The 14889-nt window shown below is 73.9% G+C and carries 13 protein-coding genes; 10 read left to right on the forward strand and 3 right to left on the reverse strand.

Going from position 1 to position 14889, the window contains the following annotated elements; translation table 11 throughout:
- The first annotated feature begins 58 nt into the window (after nt 1-58).
- The 3 genes from SCA03_RS15680 to SCA03_RS15690 all read left to right on the forward strand — a co-directional run bounded on the left by SCA03_RS15680 (nt 59) and on the right by SCA03_RS15690 (nt 3241).
- The gene (locus SCA03_RS15680; RefSeq protein ID WP_170223841.1) at nt 59-1051 is read left to right on the forward strand and encodes a glycerophosphodiester phosphodiesterase family protein; all 993 of its coding nucleotides are present in this window, start codon (nt 59-61) and stop codon (nt 1049-1051) included.
- Nucleotides 1052-1396: 345 nt separating this feature from the next.
- A complete protein-coding gene (locus tag SCA03_RS35740) occupies nt 1397-2146 on the forward strand; it encodes a hypothetical protein (RefSeq protein WP_371863946.1) in 750 nt (249 codons plus the stop codon).
- A 108-nt stretch (nt 2147-2254) separates the two neighbouring features.
- Nucleotides 2255-3241 (forward strand): DUF5926 family protein, encoded by a 987-nt coding sequence (locus SCA03_RS15690; protein ID WP_030883215.1) that lies wholly within the window; start codon nt 2255-2257, stop codon nt 3239-3241.
- A gap of 246 nt (nt 3242-3487) precedes the next feature.
- Here the strand turns inward: SCA03_RS15690 and SCA03_RS15695 are convergent, their stop codons facing one another.
- On the reverse strand, nt 3488-4162 hold the full coding sequence (locus tag SCA03_RS15695; protein ID WP_086816337.1) for a hypothetical protein: 675 nt from the start codon (nt 4160-4162) through the stop codon (nt 3488-3490).
- Nucleotides 4163-4406: 244 nt separating this feature from the next.
- Entirely contained in the window at nt 4407-5150 is a 744-nt protein-coding gene (locus SCA03_RS15700) for a bifunctional DNA primase/polymerase (protein WP_030886222.1), read from the reverse strand.
- A gap of 678 nt (nt 5151-5828) precedes the next feature.
- Here SCA03_RS15700 and SCA03_RS15705 point away from each other — a divergent pair.
- The 3 genes from SCA03_RS15705 (at nt 5829) to SCA03_RS15720 (ending at nt 10883) form a co-directional block, all read left to right on the forward strand.
- Entirely contained in the window at nt 5829-7649 is a 1821-nt protein-coding gene (locus SCA03_RS15705; RefSeq protein ID WP_169729654.1) for a PP2C family protein-serine/threonine phosphatase, read from the forward strand.
- Nucleotides 7650-7918: 269 nt separating this feature from the next.
- The gene (locus tag SCA03_RS15715) at nt 7919-9397 is read left to right on the forward strand and encodes an aminopeptidase P family protein (RefSeq protein WP_030883226.1); all 1479 of its coding nucleotides are present in this window, start codon (nt 7919-7921) and stop codon (nt 9395-9397) included.
- Between the two features lie 205 nt (nt 9398-9602).
- Nucleotides 9603-10883 (forward strand): PP2C family protein-serine/threonine phosphatase, encoded by a 1281-nt coding sequence (locus SCA03_RS15720; RefSeq protein ID WP_371863947.1) that lies wholly within the window; start codon nt 9603-9605, stop codon nt 10881-10883.
- A gap of 130 nt (nt 10884-11013) precedes the next feature.
- Here the strand turns inward: SCA03_RS15720 and SCA03_RS15725 are convergent, their stop codons facing one another.
- A complete protein-coding gene (locus SCA03_RS15725) occupies nt 11014-11457 on the reverse strand; it encodes an ATP-binding protein (protein WP_030886213.1) in 444 nt (147 codons plus the stop codon).
- Nucleotides 11458-11752: 295 nt separating this feature from the next.
- Here SCA03_RS15725 and SCA03_RS15730 point away from each other — a divergent pair, with 295 nt between their 5' ends.
- From SCA03_RS15730 to SCA03_RS15745, 4 genes are all read left to right on the forward strand, one after another.
- Nucleotides 11753-12562: a hypothetical protein gene (locus SCA03_RS15730; RefSeq protein WP_030883232.1), complete on the forward strand. Its 810-nt coding sequence runs from the start codon at nt 11753-11755 to the stop codon at nt 12560-12562.
- 254 nt (nt 12563-12816) lie between these two features.
- Nucleotides 12817-13539 carry a YcnI family copper-binding membrane protein gene (locus tag SCA03_RS15735; protein WP_030883234.1) on the forward strand — a complete coding sequence of 241 codons (723 nt, stop codon included), beginning with the start codon at nt 12817-12819 and terminating at the stop codon, nt 13537-13539.
- A gap of 109 nt (nt 13540-13648) precedes the next feature.
- Entirely contained in the window at nt 13649-14329 is a 681-nt protein-coding gene (locus SCA03_RS15740) for an SCO family protein (protein WP_086816336.1), read from the forward strand.
- 50 nt (nt 14330-14379) lie between these two features.
- On the forward strand, nt 14380-14889 hold the full coding sequence (locus SCA03_RS15745; protein ID WP_030883238.1) for a copper chaperone PCu(A)C: 510 nt from the start codon (nt 14380-14382) through the stop codon (nt 14887-14889).

A 14889-nucleotide genomic window follows, 5' to 3' on the forward strand; every position in this document is an offset into this window, starting at 1 on the left:
CGGGAGCGGACGGCGTCCGCCGCGCACCGTGTCCGTCATCGCCCACCGCGGCGCCTCGATGGAGGCGCCCGAACACACCCTCGCCGCGTACCGCAGAGCCATCGAGGAGGGCGCCGACGGGCTGGAGTGCGATGTCCGGCTCACCGCCGACGGCCATCTGGTGTGCGTGCACGACCGCCGCGTCAACCGCACGTCCAACGGGCGCGGCGCGGTCTCCGCCCTGGAGCTGGCGGACCTGGCCGCGCTCGACTTCGGCTCCTGGAAGGACCGGCACGCCGACCCGTACGAACTGCCGGACAGCGCCGTCGACACCGACGCGACGGACGGCCGCACGGGACTGGCCGGGCCCCTGCTGCCCGTCTCCGAACGCCCCGCGGAACGCCCCGCGGAACGCCCCATGGGACACCTCGCGGAGCACCCCGGAGAACACGCGGCCGAACGCCCCGGCACCCGCCCGGACAGCCGTCGGAGCGGCCGTCCCGACGGCCGCTCGGACAGCGACCCGGCGGCAGGCCCCGGCACCGCTCACGGGCCGGACGCCGTCGACCCGGAGCGCACCTCCGTCCTCACTCTCGAACGGCTGCTCCAACTGGTGGCCGAGGCCCCGCGCCCGGTCGAGCTGGCGATCGAGACGAAGCACCCCACGCGCTGGGCGGGACACGTCGAGAAACGGCTCCTGGAACTCCTCGACCGCTACCGGCTGCGCACCCCCGTACGGGTCATGAGCTTCTCCGCCCGCTCCCTGCACCGGGTCCGCGCGGGCGCACCGCATCTGCCGACCGTCTATCTGATGCCGTTCCTGCTGCCCCGGCACCGGGACGGCAGGCTGCCTCCCGGGGTGCGGATCGCCGGTCCGAGCATGCGTCTGCTGCGCGCCCATCCGGAGTACGTGGAGCGCGCGCACCGTGCGGGCAACCAGGTGCACGCGTGGACGGCGGACGAGCCGGAGGACGTCGAGCTGTGTCTGCGGCTGGGGGTCGACGCCATCATCACCAACCGCCCCCAGCAGGTCCTCGCACAGGTACGCCGGGCCGCGACGGGCGACGGCTGAACCGCAGCCGAACCACGGCCGGAGCGCGACCGCGACGCGACGGCGGCTCGACGGGAGCGCGGCGGGAGCGCGGCGGAACCGCGGCGCCGGCCGGGTGCATGCCGGCGGTGGAGGCGGGCACGCGTGCGGTGTGCTCCGGCGCACTCGTCGCTTAGGACGGAATGGCGAGCGCGTCAAGTGAACACGGGTGTCCGGTTTCCGATCCACCCACAGGGGGCATTCATCCCCTGGCGTGGGGCGAAGGAGGTCTCGGGGGTGGCGTTGGTGGTGGCACAGGAAGTGCCGACTTCGTCGACCATGACCGTGCCCCATGGGCCGGTCGGCGTGGGGGTGGCAAGGCGCAGAATGCGCGAGGATCTGCTCGCGTGCGGCGCTCCCGACGCGGTCGTGGACGATGCGATCTTGATCCTTTCCGAACTGCTCAGCAACGCGTGCCGGCACGCGCGCCCGCTGAGCCATGGATGTCCGGACGAGCCCGTCGGCAACGGCGCGCCGGGCGGCGGCCTGCACGGCAGGAACGGCACCCACGCCTCCGAGCCGTACGGGGCGCACGGCGGCGTCCACCGGGCGCACGGCATCCATGGCCCGCACGGCGTACCGGCGCCCAACGGCGCGCACGGACAGCACGGTTCGCACGGCGCGCAGAACGGCCACGGGCCGCCCGGGCCCAACAGCCCGCACGGCCCGCACACCCCGCACGGCGCGCAGAACGGCCACGGTCCGCACGGCCCCGGCGGCAGATCCGGCGCCGAGCGCGGCACCGGCGCGCACGGCGGTACGGGCGCCGGGCAGCCGGTCGTCAGAGCGGCGTGGAGCCGGGACGCCCGGGGTGAGGTGACCATCTCCGTCACCGACGGCGGTGGACCCACCCGTCCGCTTCCGGCCAAGCCGTCCGTGACGGCGCGCGGTGGCCGAGGGCTGTCCATCATCACGGCGCTCGCGCGGGACTGGGGCGTACGCACCGAGCGGGACGAGCGGGGGGACGGCCAGCCCGGCGTGACGGTCTGGGCCGTGCTGCCACCGGGCAGTTCGTTCTCCGGCCGGCTCGCCACGGACATGGGCTTCGACCTGGCGGCCCTGGAGGACCTGGCGTAGCCCGGAGGATCCGTGTCTGCGCGGCCGTCCGGCCGCGCAGCGGCGCGCGGACGACAGCGGCTAGGATCGCGGATCCCGAACCGCCGCACACCTGGAGTACCGCTCGCCATGGCAAAGAAGCGCCGCCCCCAGACAGCAGCCGCGGGAACCGCGAACCGGGCAGCCGGTGACATCCCCGTCGTGGGCGCGCGTCAGCCGTGCCCCTGCGGGTCGGGCCGCCGCTACAAGGCGTGCCACGGCCGGGCCGCCGCGCAGGCCGCGACCGAACTGGTGCGCCGCCCGTTCGAGGGGCTGGCCGGGGAGAGCGACTGGGTCGCCCTGCGGGAGCTGGTTCCGGCCGCCACGGCGCGGCTGACGCTCAAGGACGGGCTGCCGGAGGGCGTTCCGGCGGTGACGCTGGCGACGGTGCTGCCGATGGCCTGGCCCGCGCTGCGCCGCGAGAGCGGTGAGATCCTGCTGGGTCTCCAGAACGACACCGCGACCGGCGACATCAGCCGCGATCTGGCGGACACGCTGCGCCGGGCGCTGGAGGCCGAGCCGGGCACCCCGGTCGACGCGGGCCGCCCGGCTCCCGACGGTCCGCGGCTCCAGGATCTGCTGGACCCGCACGCGCCGTTCGAACCCCAGGTGCACACGGGGTTCGAGTTCTGGCTCGATGACGAGGAGAAGCCCACGGGAGAGGTCGCGGCCTCGCTGGAGAGTGCCAATTCGGCCGCCATTCCGACGGCCCGGCTGTCCGGAGTGGAGGGGGCGTACTGGTGCGAGGCGCCCGAAAAGAACCACCTGCGGTGGGTCATGACGCACCCGGAGGAGCAACTCCTGGACGCGCTCGCGCGGCTGCACGCCGCAGGGCTGTCCACTCTGGGTAACGGCTCGACGACGGAGGGATCCCGTCTGGTGGGCTCGTTCCGCGCCCACGGTCTGACGGTGCCCGTCTGGGACCTCCCCTCCGGGATGACCTCGCAGGACTGCGAGAAGCCCGCGGCGGAGTTCGCCGAGCGGCTGGCCGAGGCGCTCACGAACACCGCCGAACTGACGGCCGACGAGCGCCGGGCCCGCAGCGGTCTCACCAACCGTCAGATCACGCTCAGCTAGGGCCGTTCGGCTGCGCTTGGGGAGATTCCGGGGAGAAAACGTGACCGTGACACCGGTCACACCGGAACCCCAACTTCCCGTACTCGCAAGTAAATCGACGTCCGGATCTGGGCGATTGAATTTGCTAACGGCCGATCTCTTGTTACCGTTCTAGGAGCCCGGTCGCTGGTGCATCCCCCGTCGCCAGCGACCGGGTTCTTCCATGTGCGGCACCTGCCGCCCGGACCAACTCGCGCCCGCGGCCCGTCAGTTGCTGCCCGCCCGCAGCACCTTGCGCGCACCGTCCGCCGAGGCGACCTCCACCATCGCGTACGGGCCGCGCCGCCCGTCCTCCGGCCCGGCCGAGCGCTGCCGGCCGTCCTCCCGCGAGCCCTCCCGGCCGCCCGCACGCGGCGCTCCGGGGGTTTCACATGTCCCGTGCTCGGCGCCGGGCCGCAGCGTGCAGTGCACCCGCGTGGTGGTGCCGCCGGGCCGGGTCAGCGTCAGCACCGCCGGAAGCGCGCGGTGCGAGGGATTCGTGTAGTACGTACGCGCCCAGCTGCCGTCCTCCCCGGTCACCACGCACGTCTGCACCTTCACCCCCGACGAGGAGGCGATTTCCGGGCCGCAGGTGCCGACCGGCCGGGCGTGGCCCACGAACCCGCCGTCCCGGCCGTGTGCGCCGCCGCGCCGCTGCTCGCCGGCGTCGCCGCTCGAACGGCCTTGCCCCGGGCCGTCCTTCCGCTCGTCCCGCCCCGACCGGTCCGCCGCGGCGGACGGCGATGGATGCTCCCGCTCCGCGCGCAGCTGCGCGACCTCGCTGGCGAGCCGCGCGTCCTCGCCGGCCACGGCCGCGGCGAGCGGCAGGGCGGCGGCGAGCGCGACCGTGCTGGCGAGTGTGATCACACGGAGCCTGGAGGCGCGCTGGTGCGGCTGGTGCATAGGAACCCACCTGGGTCGTCAGAGCGGTGCGGGGAGCGGCGCCGCGCGGTGGACCCCGGGAACGGCGAACGAGCGCGGCGGATCGGGCAGATGGGCCGAACATAACGGCAGAACCCGCGTGCGCGAGGCCGCCGGGCGCCTCTTTCCCCTACAAGCCAGCCCCGTTCCAACCCTTAAGAGTGAAGATCGCAGTGGCGCGCGCCCTTGTACGCCCGCGCACTGCCGCCCCCGTGCGCCGTCGTCCTCAGTACGCCAGCCTGCTGCCGGTGTCCGGGGTCGCGACGCTCTCCTCGACGAGGACGTCCAGCAGGCTCTCCAGGCGCGGCAGCCAGGGCCGCCCCGACGGGCCGGGCTCCGGGGAACGCTCCCAGCGCACCTTGTCGGAGCCGGTGCGGGAGGGAGGCAGCACGATGTAGCCGCCGTCGCCGTGGAACCGCAGCGAACTGGGCACCAGATCCTGCGCGTAGAGCAGCTCCCCCAGCTCCTCGATGGCGTACGGCGCCACCAGCACGGAGAACCGGGTGGGCGTGGCCACGACCGGGCCGAGCCGCACGCCCGTCGCCTCGAACCGGGCCAGCGCCCGCGCACCGGCCACGGCGGGGAGGCTCAGCGCGCTCACCGCGGTGCCGCCGGTCGCCACGACGAGCGGTGCCTGCGGGCGGTTGTCCCACCACCAGCGCACCATGCCGGGCTCCGTCGTGGCCGCCAGCAGGACGGGATCGAAGGGGTGCGCGCCGGGCACCACGCACTCCGGGTCGCGGCACGCGCACAGCGCCGGGCCGGTACCGCCCTGCCCCGCCGCGTGCCCCGGCCCGTCGGGCGCCGGCCCCGCACCGGGTACGACGGGCCATCGCCACTGTGTGGCAGCGGTCAGCGCCGCGCTGCGCATCGGGGAACCGTGCGGGTGCCGCCCGGATCCGGACCCTGCGCGGGCCGCGAACGGCCCCCGGGACCAGGGGAAGCGTCGCCTTCCGAGGATCTCGCGCATGAGCGCTCGTTCCTTTCCGTGAACGCCAACTGACCGTGTTCAACCGAGGTCTAGCCGCTGCACCGTGCGCACCGTCCGTGATCGTGCCCGTCCCGCGTGCGACTGCGGGCCGTGTCGGGTACGGACCGCGTCCGGGAACCGGCAGGGACGGCAGGAGCAGGGAAAACCGGCGAACGGTGGCGCGCGTGTCCGCACGCCGTGTGGATCACCTGGACTGCCACCGTGCCGGTACTGCTCGTACGTGCCTGCTACGTTCCGGAACCGCTTGCCCGCCCGCGCCTGCCGCGCCGGTGCTGCTTGGTGCAATCCTGCCGGGAATGATGGCGGGCCGAGCCCGCTGCCTATTGGGACGCCCCGTCTCCCTGCAGGGTTCCGTACCCGCGACAGCGATGCCAACGCGCTGCCGAAGAGCCTCAGTGCATCGCAATACACCTGCCATGGCGGCGATTTTGCGCCAACTTCCCCGCCTACCGCGGGTTCCGGCGCTGTCGCACCGCGTGTTTTTCGCGCCTCCCCGCGAGCGGATGGCGTGCGCGGGCGCGCCCCCGGTGTCGCCGGGGAGTGCTGGACATCACGTCAACGGTATGTGTACATGTAGGGGCATTGATAGCGGAGCAGCATGACATGGGGGTTTGCGATGCTATGGGAACCGATCACATGCCGCGCTGGCCGTCGCCCATGAGCTCCCCGCACCTTCCGAAAGTGGCCGGAATCCAACCGGCGATTTCTCCCCCCTCGCAGACGTCCTCCTCGGACGATCCGGACTCCGCAGACTCCTCGGACGCCTCCGGGAATCCCTCCTCGCGCTCCGCCGCAGGCCGCTCGTCCGCGACCGGCGCCTCCGCCGACGCCGACGGCCCCACCGACCGCGACCGCGTCGCCGAACTCTCCGCGCTGCACGACCTCACCACCCGCCTGGTGCGCACCGACACCCTCGACTCGGCCCTGCACGAGACGCTCCGGGCCGGCGCCCTGCTGCTCGGCGCCCGGCGCGGCCTGATCGCCCTCGAACCCGGCACGGACGGCGGCTCCCCGGACGCCCCCGAGCGCACCATCGGGCTGGGCCTCGGCCGCGCCGACCTCGGCCAGATCGAGACGGTGCCGCGCACCTCCGCCACCTACACCCGGGTCCTGGACGCCAGGACCGCCGGCGCGGCACACGCCCGCACCGCCACCGCCCCCGCCGGGGACCGGGCGACGGCGTACGACGGCGGGTACGGCGACGGCGCAGCGGAGCCGGAGCGGAACGCCGCCCTCCGTGCGGGCTCCCCGCCCCTCGACGCCCCGTCGCACCACCCGGATCCGGCCGGTGATCCGCCCGCCCCCGTCTTCCCCGGGCTCGCCTGCCCCGACATCGCGGCCGACGAGCGGCTCTCGCCCCGGCACCGCGAGGTCGCGGCCCGGCTCGGGTACGCCGCCACCTACGCGGTGCCGTTGACCACCGAGGCCGGCAGCCGCCTCGGTGCCGCCGTCTGGCTCTACGACGAGCCGGGCGAACCCACCCGGCGCCAGCGCGCGCTGCTGGAGCGCTATCTGCGGCACGCCACCGAGCACTCCGCACGGCTGGGCGAACTCACCCGCACCCGGGCCCGGATGGCGACCCTGCGCGAGGAACTGCTGCCCAGCACGCTGCCGCGGGTGCCGGGGGTCTCCCTCGCGGTGCGCCATCTGTCGGGTCCGCGGGGCGGCGGGGACTGGTACGACGCGCTGCCGCTGCCCGAGCGGGCGCTGGGGCTCTCCGTCGGCGGCGTGACCGGCGGCGGGCCCGAGGCGGTCGCGGCGATGGGCCGGATGCGGGCCGCGCTGCGTGCCTACGCCGTGATGGAGGGCGAGGATCCGGTCGCCGTCCTCTCCGATCTGGAGCTGCTGCTGCGGCTGACCGAGCCGGCCCGCTCGGCCACCGCGCTGTTCGCCTACGCCGAGCCCGCCGGCCGCCGCGTCCTGCTGGCCGGTGCGGGCCACTGCCCGCCGCTGATCATCGGGCCGCACCGGGTGGAGCCGGTGGAGACCGCCGTCTCCGCCCCGCTCGGCATGCTCGCCTGCTGGGAGGCGCCCAGCGCCGAGGTGCTGCTGCGGGAGGGCGAGACCCTGCTGTGCTACACCGACGGGCTGCTGCACCGCACCGGGCACTCCCGGGACCGCGCCTTCGCGCGGCTGCGCTCCGCCGCCGCGAGCGCCCCGCGCCAGGCGTGGAAGGACCCGGAGCTGCTGGTCGACCACGTGCTGCACACCGTCCTGCCGGAACCGGCCGCCGGGCGGGGTGACGGCGAGGGTGCGGTCGATACCGCCGGTGCAGCAGCTGGGACAGCGGGTGCTGCCGGTGCAGCCGACCCTGCCGGTGCTGGTGGTGCTGCCGGTGGCGCCCGTGCGGCCGGGGCGGCGGACGGGTCCGGCGGGTCCGCGGGGGCCGGTGAGCCCGGTGGGACTGGCGGGTCCGGTGGGGCTGGCGGGTCCCGTGGGTCCGGTGAGGACGTCGTGCTGCTCGCCGCCCGCTTCTGACTGCTTCCTGCCGCTTCCCCCCGCTTCCACCCGCTTCCGATTCCCTCCCCGCACGCCGCCGGGCCTCCGTTCCGGCCGGTCCGTGCGCTGCCGCCGCCCGCCGCGGGGACGCGACGGGGATCCCGGCGAGGGCCACGGTTTCCGCTGGTCCGCCGCGGGGCCGGTGCCGGGCCCCCGCCGCCCCGCCCGGGCAGGGGACGCGTTCCCGCCCAGGGCGGGCCGAACGTCACATCCGCACCACTCTGGACCAGCCGGAAGCCACCCATACGATGGAAGGTGGTTTCAACCGTGTCCAAGAGGAGGCAGACGTGGCAGACGCCGCCGAGGAACAGCCGATCAAGCAGCGGAAGAACGGCCTGTACGCGGGCGTCTCCGACGAGCTGGCCGCCAACATGCAGACCGGCTGGGCCGACACCGAGCTGCGGGACCTGGAGCCCATCGCCCAGGCCGCCCGTACGGCCGCCCGGCGTGCCGAGCTGTCCGCCCGCTTCCCCGGTGAGCGCCTGGTCGTCCCCGCCGGGAACCTCAAGACCCGCTCCAACGACACGGAGTACCCGTTCCGCTCGTCCGTCGAGTACGCGTACCTCACCGGCAACCAGACCGAGGACGGCGTGCTGGTCATGGAGCCGGACGGGGAGAGCGGGCACACGGCCACGCTGTACCTCCTGCCCCGTTCGAACCGCGAGAACGGCGAGTTCTGGCTGGACGGCCAGGGCGAGCTGTGGGTGGGCCGGCGGCACAGCCTCGCCGAGGGCGAGCAGCTCTACGGCCTGCCGTGCGCGGATGTGCGCACCGTCCTCGACGTGCTGAGCGCGGCCGACGGCCCGGTGCGGGTCGTCCGCGGCCACGACGCCGGGGTGGAGAAGGCCCTGCACTCCGCTGCCGACGCCGAGCGGGACGAGGAGCTGCGGACGTTCCTGTCCGAGCAGCGGCTGGTCAAGGACGAGTTCGAGATCGGCGAGCTCCAGAAGGCCGTCGACTCCACGGTGCGCGGCTTCGAGGACGTCGTCCGCGTGCTGGACAAGGCGGAGGCGACCTCCGAGCGGTACATCGAGGGCACGTTCTTCCTGCGCGCACGCGTGGAGGGCAACGACATCGGCTACGGCTCGATCTGCGCCGCGGGGCCGCACGCCACCACGCTGCACTGGCAGCGCAACGACGGCCCGGTGCGCTCGGGCGAGCTGCTCCTGCTGGACGCCGGTGTGGAGACGCACACTCTCTACACCGCCGACGTCACGCGCACGCTGCCCGTCAACGGCCGGTTCACCGACTTCCAGCGCAAGATCTACGACGCCGTCTACGAGGCGCAGGAGGCGGGCATCGCCGCCGTCCGGCCCGGCGGCAAGTACCTGGACTTCCACCACGCCGCGCAGCGGGTGCTGGCCACCCACCTCGTGGAGTGGGGCCTGGTCGAGGGCCCGGTGGACCGGGTCCTGGAGCTGGGCTTGCAGCGGCGCTGGACGCTGCACGGCACCGGCCACATGCTCGGCATGGACGTGCACGACTGCGCCGTCGCCCGCCGCGAGACCTACGCGGAGGGCACGCTGGAGCCCGGTATGTGCCTGACCGTCGAGCCGGGGCTGTACTTCCAGGCCGACGATCTGACGGTGCCGGAGGAGTACCGGGGGATCGGCGTCCGTATCGAGGACGACATCCTCGTCACCGAGGACGGCAACCGGAATCTGTCGGCCGCGCTGCCGCGGGCGAGCGCCGACGTCGAGTCCTGGATGGCCCGGCTGAAGGGCTGACGGCGCCCCTCGGCACATCCGGCGCGTCCGGCACATCCGGCACCGCCGACCCCGCCGCGCCCCGGTCCGCCGGGGCGCGGCCGCACCCGCCCGCGCGCCCCGGACGGCGGCGGGACATCCGCCCGGCCACGAGGAGGGCCACGAGAGGTACCGCACGACGCGGCTTCACCGAAGCCCCTGACACCGACGAGGAAGAGAGCACGCCTTGGTCTCCCGGTTCCGGACCGGACTGCTGTCCGCGTTCCCCTTCCTCGCCATGGGTGTCGTCGGTGCGGTCGACCTGACCGGCGGCCCCGGCATCGGGCTGCTGCCGATGATGGCGCTCGGGCCCGCGTTCGCCGGGCTGACGGGCGGCAAGCGGCGCACGGCGATGGTCGGTGTCGTGGCGCTCGCGCTGACCCTCGCGCTCAGCTTCTACAACGACCAGTTCGGCGAGCGGCGCGGCAACGCCACGATCCTGTCGGTCGCCGGGGTGTCCGTCGCCGCACTGCTGGCCACGGCCATCCGGCAGAAGCAGCAGACCGAACTGGCCAATGTGCGCTCCATCGCCGAGGCCGCGCAGCGGGTGCTGCTGCGGCCGGTTCCGCGGGGTGCGGGGCCGCTGCGGGTCGCCGTCTCCTACACCTCCGCCGTGGCCGAGGCGCGCATCGGCGGGGATCTGTACGAGGTCGTCACCTCGCCGCACGGGGTGCGGATCATCGTGGGTGACGTACAGGGCAAGGGACTTGAGGCCGTGGAGACGGCGGCCGTGGTGCTCGGCGCGTTCCGTGAGGCGGCCTACGACGAGCCCGGTCTGCTGTCGGTCGGCGAACGGCTGGAGCGCGCCCTCGACCGCCATCTGCTGGGCGAGAAGTTCGTGACGGCCGTGCTGGTGGAGGTGCCGCATCTGCGGGACGACCCCGGCGCGGACGAGGAGAGGACAGCCGACGGCGGCACGGTGAGCGGCGGGACGGCCGACGGCGAGAAGGCGGCCGGCGCGCGCAACGCCACACTGCTCAACTTCGGCCATCCGGCGCCGCTGGCGGTCCGGCACGACGGCACCGTCCACTTCGCGGAGCCCCCGCAGCGCTGTCTGCCGCTCGGCCTCGGACTGCACGGCCTCGCACCGCCCCGGCCGCACCAGGTGCCCTTCGCGCCCGGCGACCAACTCCTCTTCTACACCGACGGCGTCACCGAGGCCCGCGACGCCGACAACCACTTCTACCCGCTGGACCAGCGCGCCCATCTGCTGAAGGATCCCGACGCGGACGCGGCGCTGGAGGCCGTGCGGCAGGACATCGAGGAGCACGTGCGCGAACCGCTGCACGACGACGCCGCGATGCTGCTGCTGCGCTTCCGGGACTGCCCGGCGGCACAGCCGGCGGACGAGGCCGCGGCGGCCGGGACCGGTGACGGTGAAGGTGACGGTGGCGGGAGCGAGAACGGCCGGCAGGCACCGGCCGGGGCGACCGAGCACGGCGAAGCGGCGCGGGACGCCGCCGAGTAGGGCCGCCGACCGAGCAGGGGCGCCACCGAGCAGGGCCGCCGACCGAGCAGCGGTCACCGCCGCACAAGGGCGCCGACCGAGCAGCGGTCACCCCTCCCCGGAGGCCATCGGCCCGGCGGGGCGCGCCGGTTCAGGAAGCGGTCAGCAGCGGGTCCGGACCGCGGTCGAGCACCTTGTCGAAGCTGACGACGGCGCCGCCGCGGCCCGGTCTGTTGCGGAACCGCACATGGTCCGCGAGGGATTCGATCAGGAAGAGACCCCGGCCGCTCTCCGCCTCGTGCGGGGCGTGGCCGGGGTCGGACGGCGCGGGGAAGCCGGGTCCTGTGTCGGCGACCTCGATCCGGCAGCGGTTGCCCTCCAGATAGGCGCTCACCCGGAACGCGCCTGCCCGGGCGTCGGTATCGCTGCCGTGCTCGACGGCGTTGGCGCAGGCTTCGGAGAGGGCGACGGACAGTTCGAAGGCGGTGTCCCCGTCCACACCCGCCGCCTCCATCGAGCTCAGCAGCAGATGCCGCGCGAGCGGCACGCTGGCGGCTTCGCGCCGTAGCCGGAGAGACCACCACAGGCTGCTCATGTCACCCTCCTCACGGCTCGACACACGGGTTACGTATAGCCGACGCGCGAGAGCACTACGCGGTGCGGTCCCGATGCCCCTCGTACGGCGGAAAAGTGCGGCATCCGGTGCCCTGCCGACGGGGATTGCCGCGTTTTCGCGGGCTGATTGCCGGGGCTTCGCGGGCTGCGTGCCGGGGGTGAACAGGACGGTCCCTCACCGTGGGTACCGGTCGCGGCACCGCGTGCCGTGCTCGGAGGCGGGGCTTGTACCTGGTGTATCCCGATCAGTCCGCCGGTGAGATGATGGCGCGGCCATGACTGCCGGTGTGGACCTGAGACTGTTGCGGGCCGCGGTGTTCGCCGCGGTCTGCGTCACGTTGTCCGCCGCCGGTCACCTGCTCGCGGCCGGCGGCGGGCTGCCGTTCGTGACGCTGCTCGCGGGCTTCGCCGCCGTCCTCGTGGTCGCGCTTCCCCTGGCGGGCCGGGAGTGTTCGCTGCGCGGCATCACCGCGCTGCTGGCGCTCGGCCAGTCCGGGCTGCACCTGCTCTTCTCCTGCGGGAGCCATCCGGCCCCCGCCTCCGGCGCGTCCGCCGACCCGGGCGGTACGGCGACGCTCGCGCAGCGGCTGCTGTGCCACACCGGATCCGGACAGCTCTCGCCCGCCGAGGCCCACCGGATCGTCGCCGACGCGGGGCTCTCGCCCGCGCACACCACGGCGCACGCCGCCGGGCCGGCCGCCGGCACTCCGCTCGACTGTCTGCGCAGCGCCGCCCACACCGCCGTACAGCTGCTGGACGGGCCGATGCTGCTCGGGCATCTGCTGGCCGCGCTCGTGCTGGGCTGGCTGCTGCGCCGCGGCGAGGCCGCGCTGTGGCGGCTGGTGCGGCTGTCCGCACAGGCGGCCGCCGTGGCCGACGAGGTGCTCGCGGCCCGCGCCCTGCGTGCCGCGCTCGCCTACGTCCGGGCCCTGCACGCCGGGCTGCTGCCCCGGGTTCCCGCGCGTGCCGTTGCACGCCGCGACCGGGGCGACGTACCCGAGCCGCGCTCCGCGCTCCTTCAGCACTCCGTGCACCGGCGCGGCCCGCCAGCGCCCGCCCGGGACGCGTTGACGCTCGCCGCCTGAGACACACACCACCGAGCACAGCTCCTGTGCCGTCCGGATCCCGTCCTGGACGGGACGCGGTGGTGCGCGCGCGGCCGAGCGCGCCCGAACGCGCCCCGCACGCCGGGCCACAGCACGCCGGGCGACGGCAGCACAGCTGCACACGGAGACCGGCACACCGGCAGCGCCCCGCTGCCGCGCCGCTCCGTGCCCCGGCACGGCCCGCGCAGCACGCCCCGTCCCTGTCACTCCGTGCACTCAGGAGCGCACACCACATGAAGACCTCGCACCGTCGCGTCGCGACCGTCGGCGCCCTCGCCGCCGCCACCGTCCTGCTCGTCGCCGGGCCGGCCTCGGCGCACGTCTCCGTCGACCCCGAGCAGGCGCCCAAGGGGGGTTACGCCACCGTCGACTTCAAGGTGCCCAACGAGCAGGACGACGCCTCCACCGTGAAGCTGGAGGTCGTCTTCCCCGACGACCATCCGCTGGTCTCCGTGATGCCGCAGCCGGTGCCCGGCTGGGACATCAAGGTCGACAAGAAGAAGCTGGACAAGCCCGTCGAGATGCACGGCGAGAAGGTGACCGAGGCCGTGTCCAAGGTCACCTGGAGCGGTGGGAAGGTCGAGCCGGGCCAGTTCCAGCAGTTCCCGGTCTCCATGGGCCAAATGCCCAAGAACGCCGACAAGCTGGTGTTCAAGGCCCTCCAGACGTACGACAACAAGGACGTCGTACGGTGGATCGAGGAACCGCAGGAGGGCGCGGCCGAGCCCGAACACCCCGCTCCCGTCCTCCAGCTGACCGCCGCCGACGAGGGCTCCTCCGGCGGCTCCTCGTCCGACGACGGCAAGGCGGCGGAGCAGGCCGGGAAGAAGACCGCCGCGGCGGACTCCCCTTCCGGCTCCGACACCACCGCGCGGGTGCTCGGCGGCATCGGGATCGTCGTGGGCCTCGCGGGTGTCGCCTTCGGTGTGCTCGCCGGACGTCGCCGTTCCGCCTGACCCGACCGCCCGGTGACGGCGCGGCCCGGCAGGTTCCGGGCGTGCGGCGGCTCTCCGCCGCACGCCCGTGCCCCGGGCCGTGCCGCCCCAGCACACTTGGATGCACGCAATGCGCACTCGCAAAACCGTCACAGCTGCCGTCGCTTTCGCCGCCGCCACCTCCCTCGCGCTCACCGCGTGCCAGGGCTCCGACGGCGGGGACGACGCGGGCGCCACCAAGCCCGCGACGGTGGAGAAGCAGGAGAAGAAGGGCGGTGCCGTCCTCGACCAGCCCTTCGAGAAGCCCGATTTGACGCTCACCGACACGCACGGCAAGAGCTACGACATGATCGAGGAGACCAAGGGCCACCCCACGCTCCTCTACTTCGGCTACACGCACTGCCCGGACGTGTGCCCGCTGACGATGAGCAACATCGCGTCGGCAAAGGTGAGCCTCAAGAAGAAGCTCGGCAAGAAGGCGCTCGACGATCTGCGGGTCGTCTTCGTCACGACCGACCCGAAGCGGGACACCCCGGAGGAGCTGGGGAAGTGGCTGCGCGGCCAGGACCCCTCCTTCATCGGGCTGACCGGTGACTTCGACACCATCCAGGCCGGCGCGCGCAGCGTCGGCGTGCACGTCGAGCCCTCGTACAAGAAGAAGAACGGCGACATCGTCTCCACGCACGGGGCACAGCTGCTGGCCTTCTCGCCGAAGGACGACAAGGCCCACGTCCTCTACACCGAGGGCAACACCGCGCCGGAGATCCTGGAGAAGGACCTCCCCAAGATCCTCAAGGGAGAGACCCCGTGAAGCACGACCAGGACCCCGGCCGTCAGCAGAGCCCGCGCCGCACCGGCCCGCTGCGCGCCGGCGCCGGACGGCCGCTCGCCGCCGTCGCACTGGGGGCCGCGCTGACCCTCGCGCTCGGCGCCTGCTCGTCGTCCGACGGCGACTCCGGTGGCGGCTCCGGTACCGAGTCCGGTTCCGCGGGGGCGCAGAAACTTCCGCAGCTGAAGGTCAGCGGCGCCTATGTGCCGCAGCCGCCCACCGACGAGATGGCCGGCGGCTTCCTGACCGTGCGCAACAGCGGCGGGGCCGACGACAAGCTCACCTCCGTCACCAGCGACGTCGCCGGCACGGTGCAGATGCACGAGACGGTGAAACAGCAGATGAAGCAGGTGAAGTCGCTGCCCGTACCGGCCGGCGGCACGCTCCGGCTCTCCCGCGGGGGCAACCACCTGATGCTGATGGACCTCGAACACAAGCCGAAGAAGGGCGAGACGGTCACGTTCACGCTGCACTTCGCCAAGTCCGGCCCCGTGACCGTCAAGGCCCCCGTCGAAGCGACCAACTACACACCCGACAAGTGA

Source organism: Streptomyces cacaoi, assembly GCF_006539165.1.
GTDB classification, from domain to species: domain Bacteria; phylum Actinomycetota; class Actinomycetes; order Streptomycetales; family Streptomycetaceae; genus Streptomyces; species Streptomyces cacaoi.

Coding starts and splice junctions, on each gene's coding strand:
- SCA03_RS15715 (WP_030883226.1), top strand. CDS start 7,919: ATGGAAGGTGGTTTCAACCGTGTCCAAGAGGAGGCAGACGTGGCAGAC.
- SCA03_RS15730 (WP_030883232.1), top strand. CDS start 11,753: ATGACTGCCGGTGTGGACCTGAGACTGTTGCGGGCCGCGGTGTTCGCC.
- SCA03_RS15695 (WP_086816337.1), bottom strand. CDS start 4,162: ATGCACCAGCCGCACCAGCGCGCCTCCAGGCTCCGTGTGATCACACTC.
- SCA03_RS15725 (WP_030886213.1), bottom strand. CDS start 11,457: ATGAGCAGCCTGTGGTGGTCTCTCCGGCTACGGCGCGAAGCCGCCAGC.
- SCA03_RS15680 (WP_170223841.1), top strand. CDS start 59: ATGGAGGCGCCCGAACACACCCTCGCCGCGTACCGCAGAGCCATCGAG.
- SCA03_RS15690 (WP_030883215.1), top strand. CDS start 2,255: ATGGCAAAGAAGCGCCGCCCCCAGACAGCAGCCGCGGGAACCGCGAAC.
- SCA03_RS15705 (WP_169729654.1), top strand. CDS start 5,829: ATGAGCTCCCCGCACCTTCCGAAAGTGGCCGGAATCCAACCGGCGATT.
- SCA03_RS15700 (WP_030886222.1), bottom strand. CDS start 5,150: ATGCGCGAGATCCTCGGAAGGCGACGCTTCCCCTGGTCCCGGGGGCCG.
- SCA03_RS35740 (WP_371863946.1), top strand. CDS start 1,397: ATGCGCGAGGATCTGCTCGCGTGCGGCGCTCCCGACGCGGTCGTGGAC.
- SCA03_RS15740 (WP_086816336.1), top strand. CDS start 13,649: ATGCGCACTCGCAAAACCGTCACAGCTGCCGTCGCTTTCGCCGCCGCC.
- SCA03_RS15735 (WP_030883234.1), top strand. CDS start 12,817: ATGAAGACCTCGCACCGTCGCGTCGCGACCGTCGGCGCCCTCGCCGCC.